Consider the following 10,409-nt stretch of genomic DNA (forward strand, 5'->3'; position numbering starts at 1 on the left):
CGTTTGACTGGGTGGCAGCGTTGCCAACCCCTACCCCGAAAGCCCCATAAGGAGCACCATGCCCACCTACCAGGCCACAGTCCTGTTTAACGACGGCCAGGAAGCAACCTCGGAGCACACCACGCCCGCAGTGATCGGCGCCAAGCTTGCCGAGATCATCAAGGACTTGACCGATGAGAACGGAATACCGACGTTCCAGCGCATCACCATCACACCCAAGAAATAGCGCTCAGCAGCCCTGATGTCACGAGAGTGATGCAACGAGCATCAGAGTGGCATCCAGAAGCCAGCTGTCCCACCAGTGAGTGAGCGAAGTCGATAGTGATTCCCGGCGGGAATCGCTTGAGCTTGACGAGGTCACGGAACTCACCTTCAGGCCCCCACGATTGGTTAATGAAGGACGCTGGGCAATGCTGTTGAGTTGGTAGGTGACGGGGCTGACCTGTCCCTTGTTCTCCGGCGCGAGCACCACGACCGCTAAGCATCAAGTCGAACCTGGAAGGCGAAGGAGCGATCCACAATCCACACAGAACAATGCTGATCGTTCAATCAGTCAGCTAAAATGAAGCAAAGTTTCCGCCATTCAGGTTATTGATCGCATACTGTTTAGCGTTGTTTTGCGTGACAAAATAGTTATGGTATCGGCCGGCCCATTGGTATTTGGCCAAAATATTAACATTATTCCTGTAGTGTGCAAGTCTTTGATTAATAAAATCGCGATGATTTTCCAGGACAATCTCTATCTGAAAATCCGCACATTCCTCTGAAAATAACGTTGCCAAATAATTGCATATCACTTGTTCTCCGTCGCGCAGCAATAAAGACCCATATGTCCTGTGAAGCGAGGAGCCCGAGAGGTTTCCTGCCTTAGCGCTATCTTTAGATTCTTTGCTCGCGAGGGCTATACATGCGTCGTCAAGCAAAATCCGGGGAACGACCGCTACCCTCTCCTCCAGTTCAACCGCGTCGATTAGGGCCCGACCGGTGATAAACTTGTCGTCGGCGTAGATGTCACCGCGGGTTATCCCACCGCGGACGAACCTCCCGCCGATCGTAAGCTCCCTCTGATATGACCCGGCGGCTCTAATCACTGATAGTAATTCGCCTCCCATACCACCCGGATCGGTGGGAAGCGCCAATCCAACGTTGTCACTGAAATAAAGAGCAATGAGCTCCTGGTGAGACCTGTTGGGAGGTGAAAAATTTCGACTACGTACGATACGATAGCGTTCGACGTCGAGGCGCAACTCATTCGTGTCTAGCGTTTTGACTCTCTCGGAAAAGCCTAGTTCGTCGATAAATGCTGCAATTGAGTCTCTCAGTATTGGTTGGCCGGACCCATCTTGGTATTGTGCATTCGTATTCACAGCGGTCATCCCCAATTCAATGTTTGGGAAGGTTCAGGAGGCGGCCGGCGCATGAGGTGGACCACCAACCTGGCGACAGGTGGGAAATCTCTTGGTCCCCCATACGGCGATGTAATCGTCTCAGGTTGCTGGGCATACCACAGGGCAAAACCCCACGGACACCTCTCAATGCATGTCTTCGAGTCGGAGTCATGTGTGTGTGTGTCTTTTCTGGCATCCTGCACACGCCGCACTGCGCGCTGCTGGCCTTGGGACAACTCGGACAGCATAAATGGGCTGCCGGCCTCCACCATCGTCACCGCCACCCTGAGGAAGCCGCCGCCGGGCGCGGCCTGACCGGCGGGGGCTCCATCTTGCCAACGACCGCGACTGCACCGCCCCCGGGTGCACCGTGCCCGGCTACTACACACATCACCGACTACGCCACGTGCCGCCGCACCGACAACGGTCGACAATGCGGTGGTGTCGGTTGACGACGACGGCGGCGAGTGGCTCGCCGAGTTCGGCGACCTATGACCCCCGCCGGCCAGCGTCGTCGTGGCCGGCGCGCCGAACTCGACGTGCTGGCAGAGCTTGTCGGCGCGTTGGCGTTGAAGGTGACTCGGCTAGAGCGCCGCGTCGCCGACCTTGAGCGGGAGCGGCGGCGACCGCCGATCATCCGCGTAGGAGAACTGCCGTCACCGATTTGCCTGACGTCGCAACCGAAGTCATCTAGAGTTCCGATTCGATACGTATCTCACAGCTACCCCGAAGATATTTTTGTGGGGCATGGTCGGTTCGGGAAGTACAGACGTTCGGCCCCCTTGCGCCACCCCCGAGGAGGTCAGAAATGTCATCAGAGGTTCCTGCACCAGGTTGGTACTTGGATCCTGATCGCGCCAACACGCAGCGTTATTGGAACGGCAAAGAGTGGACCGAGCATCGTAAACAAACTGACGCGCCACAATATGCCTCCATGCCGACCTCCTCGTCTGGGGGCTTCAAAGGGTTTTGGCTTGGTCTGTCTGATTCGGGCCGAGGGTGGATTGTCATCGGGACGATCGCGGCAGTGATCGTCATCGTCGGCGCGATCGTCGCGGCGCAAAGGCCGTGGGAGAGTCAAAACTACAAGGATTGCCTTGCTGCGAACCAGTCGGCGGTCAATGGCACACCGGGGAACACGCACAAGGACCTTGAGCACTATTGCGAGCTAAAGGTAGGTAAGTAAATGGGCGGTTCTCCGTTAGCGGGCGCCCGACTCGGCGGCGCCCGCAAGCCCCACAGGAAAGCCGAACGACGACCGCGACATCCGATTGACCTTGTTCTAGCCAAGACCGCCCTGTTCAAGGACGGTTGAGTTGTACCCTTGGCCATACCACTACCAACAACAAGGAGTCGCTATGCTCCAAAAAGTTGTACGGCGCTTCGCCTTGATGGCTTTTTTGGTCGTGGTTTCAGCCAGCATAAGTACCGCGCACGCCGAAGGTAATGACGAACTTTTCTTAAACACCCTAGCTAACAATCATGTCGCTACGGGGCATTCCGATGCCGAGGACATCGCTGCAGCGCATAAGGTCTGCCAGGGTCTTGCGCAAGGAATCGATAAGAGCGCTATTACGCAGGTAATACGCGAGAATTATATAAAGATTGGATATTCACCCATACGCGACCCGTATGCACTCTCAAATTTCTTTGTACAGGAATCAATTAAAACATATTGCTATTCTGCAACATTTCTACCGGGGTTTGGGCGTTGATACTCTGGCCGCCGAACTGCGAAGATAGGTAAAAAGATAGCGTCGCATTTCGATCCCCTACCCGTCGAGGTGCCCACAGGGGATAGCGCACGCGGTGAGATGACCGCTGTCAGCAGAGAGCCTAGCCATCTGTGTCTCAAACTCCCCCGTAGTCAGCACGCACCGAGTGCCTCGCAGTCGAGCTAACTTGACAAGTTCATCCGCAGCGGAGACCGCAGGGCAGTCGGTCGGATCGGGGGACCAGGCCCGATAGGGGCGGATCACTCGCCTGTGCGGCTCTTGGAGAGTACTTCGCGTAATCGCGGCCAACCCCGCACCAATATCTATTGGCACCCCGAAAATCTCTATTGGCACCCCGAAAACTCCTCCAGGATGGGGACGATGACGACGACGTGGCATAGCGACCCAGGTGCCCACTGATTAGCGTGGGTCGGATGACCCCTCGGCGCACCCTGCTGCTGATGCGGCACGCGAAGTCGTCGTATCCGCCGGGCGTCGCGGACCACGACCGGCCGTTGGCGCCGCGCGGCATCCGCGAGGCGGGGCTGGCCGGTGACTGGTTGCGGGCCAACGCGCCCGCCGTCGACGAGGTGCTGTGCTCGACTGCGACGCGTGCCCGGCAGACGTTGGCCGACGTGGGAATCGACGCCCCGGTGCGATACGACGAGCGGCTCTACGGCGCGACGCCGGGGTCGATGCTCGACCAGATCAACGGCGTCGCCGAGACGGTCGACACGCTGCTCGTCGTCGGGCACGAACCGACGATGTCACACCTGGCGATCGGCCTGGCGGGCGCGGACGGCACCGATGCCGCAGCGGTGCAACGCATTTCGGAAAAGTTCCCGACGTCGGCCATCGCGGTGCTCAAAGTCGCCGGCGATTGGAAGGGCCTGGAACTCGGTCGCGCCGCGCTGATCGGCTTCCAGGTTCCGCGCTGACCGGCTAAGAGTTGGTGGCCAGCGTCAGCTCCATGAGCTTGATGGCCTGCCCGCACGCGTCGATGCCGGGCGCCTGCGGGTTGACCCACCAGCCGACCACCCCCGCGGCATCACTGGCCACCCCGCACGCGCCGTTCGGGTCGTCGGGGCGCATCACGATGGAGTTGATGCCCGCGATCTGACGGCTTTCGACCTTGTACTTCAGGAACTCGGCAACCTTGCGCTCGTTGCTGAGGCCGCCCTGTTCGAACCAGAACCGGGTGATGTCGATCAGGCCGGCCGGGTTGGCCGCCTGCCACCGGCAGATCGCGCCGACGAACGTGCTCTGGATGTCGAGCGGATCGGCGCCCACGGTTTTGGCCAGGATGTCGGTGGTCAGGACCTCGCATTCCTTGAGCAGGTTCGGGTATTGCTGCTGGGAGTTGTTGTTGCGCGACGGCCCGCCCGCCTTGACGGCGGTGCCCCCGATCGACCTCGAGCAGCCCGTCATCACCAAGACAACGACCAGCAGAGCCACACCCGCGCGGAGGATTCTTCTGCTCATTTCGCGTTCGCAATCGACTGGCGGGTCAGTTCTTTGGCTATGTCGCACGGCGGCGGGAAGGGCTTCTGGCTGAAGCTGATCGACCATTCGATGAAGTCGTCCTGGAACTGGATGCCGACCTCGCACAGCGAGTCACCCAGGTTCGGCTCGTTGCCGACGGCGATGAAACCGCCGTGGCCGTTGATGTTGATGTCGTCGACGCTCGCCCGCGACAGCTCCTCGGTCTTGCGTTCGCGTCCGATGGGGCTGCCGCGGTACCACGAGAAGGAAAAGTGCGGGCCGAGAATTCCGCCGCCGGCCAGCCACTGACACCCGACGGAGTTGCGGGCGGTGTTGATCAGTCCGTTTACCTTGGTCAATTCGGCCACCGTTTGATCGCTGACTCCCCCGCATTGCGGGAACATCGGCCCGTGGTGCCCTTCGGCGTTTCCCGACTCCGACGACGTCGTCGCCCCCGGTTTGTTGTCGCCGGAACCCGAACACCCCGCAGAAACCAGAATCGCGGCCGATGCCGCAAGCGCCAGCGCCGTCACGTTACGCCGCACCGATACCCCGCCTCGCCCGCGCCTGCTGCTGGTCCACACGATGCACTGTAGCGGCAGCCCCGTGGGTCAACCACCGACGCGCCCCCTGAGCAGGCAATTCAACGCCCTCGCCGCATCGGCCTCGAGCGCGCAACCGTCCGGCGGTGCTCGGCACCGGGACGCCCGCCATGTGCGACAGTTACCAAATGCTCCTGGCACTGCTGCGCCAGTACATCCGGCCGTACCGCCGGCTGGTCGCGGTGCTGTTGGTGCTGCAGCTGATCAGCATCCTGGCGACGCTGTACCTGCCGACGGTCAACGCGGCGATCATCGACGACGGCGTCGCCAAGGGCGACACCGCCACCATCGTCCGGCTCGGCATGCTGATGCTCGCGGTCACCGGGGTGCAGGTGCTGTGTTCGGTCGGCGCCGTCTACTTCGGCTCGCGGACCGGGATGGGGTTCGGCCGCGACCTGCGCCGGGCGATGTTCGAACACGTCACGACCTTCTCCGAGAGCGAGACCGCCCGGTTCGGCGCGCCGACGTTGCTGACCCGCAGCACCAACGACGTCCGGCAAATCCAGTACCTCGTCCAGATCGGAGCCACCGTGCTGGTCACCGCGCCCATCATGTGCGTCGGCGGCATCTTCATGGCCTTCCACCAGCAGGCCGCGCTGACGTGGCTGCTGCTGGTCAGCGTTCCGATCCTGGGCGTGACCAACTACTGGATCATGTCGCACATGCTGCCGCTGTTCCGCAGCATGCAGGCCCTGATCGACGGGATCAACCGGGTGATGCGCGACCAGCTCGCCGGGGTGCGGGTGGTCCGCGCCTTCACCCGCGAGCGCTTCGAGCGCGACCGGTTTGCCCGGGCCAACGCGGCGCTGTCCAACGCGTCGCTGGGCGCCGGCAACTGGCAGGCGCTGATGCTGCCGGTGACCACGCTGACCATCAACGTGTCCAGCGTCGCGCTGATCTGGTTCGGCGGGTTGCGCATCGATCGCGGCCAGATGCAGGTCGGGTCGCTGACCGCCTTCCTGGCCTACTTCACCCAGATCCTGATGGCGGTGTTGATGGCGACGATGACGCTGGTGGTGCTGCCCCGGGCGTCCGTGTGCGCCGAGCGAATCACCGAGGTGCTGTCCACCCGCCCCGCGATCGGCGATCCGCCGCACCCCCGATTCCCCGGCGGCGGCGTCACCGGCGTGGTGCGCCTGGACAACGCCACCTTCACCTATCCGGGCGCGGAGCGTCCAGTGCTGCAAGACATTTCGTTCACCGCGCTGCCCGCAACCACCACCGCCGTCGTCGGGAGCACCGGCTCGGGCAAGTCGACGCTGGTGTCGCTGATCTGCCGGCTCTACGACGTGACCGCCGGTGCGGTCCTGGTCGACGACGTCGACGTCCGCGACTACCACACCGAGCGACTCTGGTCGGCCATCGGGCTGGTTCCGCAGCGCGGCTACCTGTTCTCCGGGACCGTCGCGGACAACCTGCGCATCGGCGCCGTCCCCGGCCGGGTGGTCACCGACGACGAGATGTGGGAGGCGTTGCGGGTGGCCGCGGCCGACGGCTTCGTGCGCGCGCACGACGACGGCCTGGACATGCGCGTCGCGCAGGGCGGAATCAATTTCTCCGGCGGGCAGCGGCAGCGGCTCGCCATCGCCCGCGCGGTGATCCGCCGCCCGGCCATCTACCTGTTCGACGACGCGTTCTCCGCGCTCGACGTGCACACCGACGCGCGGGTCCGCGCCTCGCTGCGCGAGATATCCGCCGACGCCACGATCATCGTTGTCACACAACGGATCTCGACCGCTGCCCAGGCCGACCAGGTGATCGTCGTCGACGACGGGAAGCTGGTGGGCGCCGGCACGCACGAATCGCTGCTGGCGGACTGCGCCACCTACGCGGAATTCGCCGACTCGCAAACGGTCGGCGCCGGGGTCGGGGACGCGCCGTGACGACGGTGACCAGCAGGCCCACCCGTGGCGCCGCCCCGGCGCCGGCGGGGCGGTCCCGCGACTTCTGGGGTTCGGCGGCCCGGCTGGTGAAACAGCTTGCGCCGCAACGCGAGCCGGTCATCGCGGTGATCACGCTGGGCGTCACCGGCACGGCGATCGGCGTCGTCGTTCCGCGGATCCTCGGCCACGCCACCGACCTGCTGTTCAACGGCGTGATCGGCCGCGGGCTCCCCGCGGGAATCACCAAGGCCCAGGCCGTCGCGGCGGCCCGGGACCGCGGTGACAAGGCCTTCGCCGACCTGCTGTCCGGAATGAACGTGGTGCCGGGCCGGGGAGTGGACTTCGACGCGGTGGCAAGGACGCTGGCCGTGGCGTTGGCCCTGTATGTGCTTGCCTCGCTGCTGATTTGGGTGCAGGCGCGGCTGCTCAACGTCATCCTGCAGCGCACCATGGTCGCGCTGCGCTCCGACGTCGAGGACAAGGTGCACCGGCTGCCGCTGGCCTACTTCGACGGCCGCCAGCGCGGCGAGCTGCTGAGCCGGGTCACCAACGACATCGACAACCTGCAGTCGTCGTTGTCGATGACGATCAGCCAGCTGCTGACGTCGGCCCTGACCGTGGTGACCGTGCTCGCGATGATGGTGTCCATCTCGCCGCTGCTGGCGCTGATCACCCTGCTGACCGTGCCGGTCTCGCTGCTGGCCACCCGCGCGATTGCGCGCCGCTCGCAACGCCTGTTCGCGGCCCAATGGAAGAGCATCGGACGGCTCAACGCCCACATCGAGGAGACCTACAGCGGGTTCACCGTGGTCAAGACGTTCGGCCACCAGGCCGCGGCGCGCGAACAGTTCCGCAGGCTCAACGACGACGTCTACCACGCCAGCTTCGGTTCGCAATTCTTCTCCGGGCTGGTGGCGCCGGCGACGACGTTCATCGGGAACCTGGGCTACGTCGCGGTCGCCGTGGTGGGTGGCGTGCAGGTCGCCACGGGGCAGATCACCCTCGGCAGCATCCAGGCGTTCATTCAATACGTGCGGCAGTTCAACGCGCCGCTGAGCCAGGTCGCCGGGATGTACAACACCCTGCAATCCGGGGTGGCCAGCGCCGAGCGGGTGTTCGACCTGCTCGACGAGCCGGAGGAACCACCGGATCCCGCGCCGGTGCCCGAACCGGCGGGCCGAACCGGTCGGCCGGGCCCGAGCGGGCGGGTCGAATTCGAACGCGTGAGCTTCGCCTACCACCCGGGCGTCCCGGTGATCGAGGACCTGTCGATGGTGGCCGAGCCGGGCAGCACGGTGGCGATCGTCGGGCCGACCGGGGCCGGCAAGACCACGATGGTGAACCTGCTCATGCGGTTCTACGACGTCGACTCCGGCCGGATCCTGATCGACGGTGTCGACATCGCGACGGTGAGCCGGCAGGCGCTGCGGTCGCGCATCGGCATGGTGCTGCAGGACACCTTGCTCTTCGACGGGACCATCGCGGAGAACATCGCCTACGGACGACCCGGGGCCGGCGAAGACGAGGTGGTCGAGGCCGCCAAGGCGGCCTATGTCGACCGGTTCGTGCACACCCTGCCGGCCGGTTACGACACCCGGATCAGCTGGGACGGCGGCAACGTCAGCGCCGGCGAGAAGCAACTCATCACCATTGCCCGCGCCTTCCTGGCCCGCCCGCGGCTGTTGATCCTGGACGAGGCGACCAGCTCGGTGGACTCCCGCACCGAGGCCCTGATTCAGCGCGCCATGTGTGAGCTTCGCCAGGATCGAACGAGTTTCATTATCGCGCATCGCCTTTCGACCATCCGCGACGCCGATCGCATTCTGGTGGTGCAGGCGGGCCGGATCGTCGAGCAGGGCACTCACGCCGAACTGCTGGCCCGCCGGGGTGCGTACTACGCGATGACCCAGGCGTAGCTTCGCCGGGCGTGTATCACAATGACGTGTAACGACCCTTACCGGAAGGGCTGGTAAGCGCGATGGCGGACAAGCGTCTCGAACTGGGTCTGCTCGGACCGTTGGAGATGAGCGTCGACGGCGCCCTGGTGCCGTTGGGCACGCCCAAGCAGCGAGCGGTGTTGGCCATGCTGCTGATCAACCGCAACAGTCCGGTCGGCGTCGACAGGCTCATCAACGCCGTGTGGGACGAATGGCCTCCGTCGGGGGCGAGGGCGAGCATTCACTCCTACGTGTCCAACCTGCGCAAGCTGCTGAGCGGCGCCGGGATCGATCCGCGCACGGTGCTGGCGGCGGCGCCGCCGGGTTACCGGCTCAGCATCGACGAGAACGCTTGCGACCTCGGACGGTTCATCACCGCGAAAACCGCGGGCGTGCACGCCGCGGCCGCCGGCCGCTTCGAACACGCCAGCCGCCACCTGACCGCCGCCCTGGCGCAATGGCGCGGATCGGTGCTCGACGACCTGCGCGACTTTCAGTTCGTCGACACCTACGCCACCTCGCTGGCCGAGGAAAAGATGCTTGCCCACACCGCACGGGCGGAGGCCGAAATCGCTTGCGGACGCGCGGCGAACGTCATCGCCGAGCTCGAGGCGCTGACGGCCGAACATCCTTACCGCGAGCAACTGTGGGCCCAGCTGATCACGGCCTACTACCTCACCGACCGGCAATCCGACGCGTTGGCCGCCTATCGCCGCGTGAAGACGACACTCGCCGACGACCTCGGCATCGACCCGGGCCAAACCCTGCGCGACCTCAACGAGCTCATCCTGCGTCAGGAGCCGCTGGACGCCGAGAAATCGGCCAAGACCACCGCCGTCGGCACGATCAGCGCGCTCGGTCAGCGCGTGTCGGGCCAGGAAGTCGTGGCGTATCTGGACGACGCCTCGGGCCGCCGCTACCCGCTGCGGGCCGCGGCGACACGGATTGGGCGGCAACGTGATAACGACATAGTCCTGGACAGCCCCAACGTCAGCCGGCACCATGCCGTCATCGTCGACACGGGCACCAGCTACATCCTCAACGACCTCCGGTCGTCGAACGGCGTGCACGTTCAGCAGCGGCGGATCCGCTCGGCGGCCACCCTCAACGACGGCGACCACATCCGGATCTGCGACCACGAGTTCACGTTTCGGATCGCCGCGGGCGACAAGACCGAGGTGTAGGTCGAATACTCCTGCCGTGCAGTGCTTTCGGCGCCGGGTAGGCGACCGCGTGGCCGCACGGCAGGGCCCGAACGGGCCTACCGCATGGTTGCTGGGCCCGCCGGTGGCAACGGGTGGATCCGGGCGGATTCGGGCGAATTTGTTGGTATGGTCGGCGGGTCTGGGGTTGGTTTGGAGGTTCTGGGATGAGCGACGGTCAGGCCTCGCGGGTGGGGTCG

10 protein-coding genes and 1 pseudogene are annotated in these 10,409 nt (G+C 64.3%); 8 read left to right on the forward strand and 3 right to left on the reverse strand.

Annotation, left to right across the window (positions count from 1 at the left end):
• The first annotated feature begins 58 nt into the window (after positions 1–58).
• On the forward strand, positions 59–226 hold the full coding sequence (locus tag OQ968_RS07830) for a hypothetical protein (RefSeq protein WP_324676362.1): 168 nt from the start codon (positions 59–61) through the stop codon (positions 224–226).
• Between the two features lie 331 nt (positions 227–557).
• Here OQ968_RS07830 and OQ968_RS07835 read toward each other — a convergent pair whose 3' ends face one another.
• Complete coding sequence (locus tag OQ968_RS07835) at positions 558–1,376, reverse strand: hypothetical protein (RefSeq protein ID WP_324676364.1); 819 nt, start codon at positions 1,374–1,376, stop codon at positions 558–560.
• Positions 1,377–1,603: 227 nt separating this feature from the next.
• Between OQ968_RS07835 and OQ968_RS07840 the strand changes: the two are divergent.
• The 4 genes and pseudogenes from OQ968_RS07840 to OQ968_RS07855 form a co-directional block, all read left to right on the forward strand.
• A pseudogene (locus OQ968_RS07840) lies at positions 1,604–1,810 on the forward strand (hypothetical protein); the annotation flags it as partial.
• Positions 1,811–2,196: 386 nt separating this feature from the next.
• On the forward strand, positions 2,197–2,574 hold the full coding sequence (locus OQ968_RS07845) for a DUF2510 domain-containing protein (protein WP_324676366.1): 378 nt from the start codon (positions 2,197–2,199) through the stop codon (positions 2,572–2,574).
• 172 nt (positions 2,575–2,746) lie between these two features.
• The gene (locus tag OQ968_RS07850) at positions 2,747–3,103 is read left to right on the forward strand and encodes a DUF732 domain-containing protein (RefSeq protein ID WP_324676368.1); all 357 of its coding nucleotides are present in this window, start codon (positions 2,747–2,749) and stop codon (positions 3,101–3,103) included.
• A gap of 434 nt (positions 3,104–3,537) precedes the next feature.
• On the forward strand, positions 3,538–4,041 hold the full coding sequence (locus OQ968_RS07855) for a histidine phosphatase family protein (RefSeq protein ID WP_324676370.1): 504 nt from the start codon (positions 3,538–3,540) through the stop codon (positions 4,039–4,041).
• Positions 4,042–4,045: 4 nt separating this feature from the next.
• Here the strand turns inward: OQ968_RS07855 and OQ968_RS07860 are convergent, their stop codons facing one another.
• Positions 4,046–4,585 (reverse strand): DUF3558 domain-containing protein, encoded by a 540-nt coding sequence (locus tag OQ968_RS07860; protein ID WP_324676372.1) that lies wholly within the window; start codon positions 4,583–4,585, stop codon positions 4,046–4,048.
• Positions 4,582–5,130 carry a DUF3558 domain-containing protein gene (locus OQ968_RS07865; RefSeq protein ID WP_324676374.1) on the reverse strand — a complete coding sequence of 183 codons (549 nt, stop codon included), beginning with the start codon at positions 5,128–5,130 and terminating at the stop codon, positions 4,582–4,584. The genes OQ968_RS07860 and OQ968_RS07865 overlap by 4 nt, the downstream gene beginning before the upstream one ends.
• Before the next feature lie 185 nt (positions 5,131–5,315).
• Here OQ968_RS07865 and OQ968_RS07870 point away from each other — a divergent pair, with 185 nt between their 5' ends.
• The 3 genes from OQ968_RS07870 (at position 5,316) to embR (ending at position 10,191) form a co-directional block, all read left to right on the forward strand.
• Entirely contained in the window at positions 5,316–7,070 is a 1,755-nt protein-coding gene (locus OQ968_RS07870; protein ID WP_324676376.1) for an ABC transporter ATP-binding protein, read from the forward strand.
• Positions 7,067–8,986: an ABC transporter ATP-binding protein gene (locus OQ968_RS07875; protein WP_324676377.1), complete on the forward strand. Its 1,920-nt coding sequence runs from the start codon at positions 7,067–7,069 to the stop codon at positions 8,984–8,986. The genes OQ968_RS07870 and OQ968_RS07875 overlap by 4 nt, the downstream gene beginning before the upstream one ends.
• A 62-nt stretch (positions 8,987–9,048) precedes the next feature.
• The gene (gene embR / locus OQ968_RS07880) at positions 9,049–10,191 is read left to right on the forward strand and encodes an ATPase/transcriptional regulator EmbR (protein ID WP_324676379.1); all 1,143 of its coding nucleotides are present in this window, start codon (positions 9,049–9,051) and stop codon (positions 10,189–10,191) included.
• Positions 10,192–10,409: the final 218 nt, after the last annotated feature.

It is taken from the genome of Mycobacterium sp. 663a-19, assembly GCF_035616495.1.
Taxonomy (GTDB): Bacteria; Actinomycetota; Actinomycetes; order Mycobacteriales; family Mycobacteriaceae; genus Mycobacterium.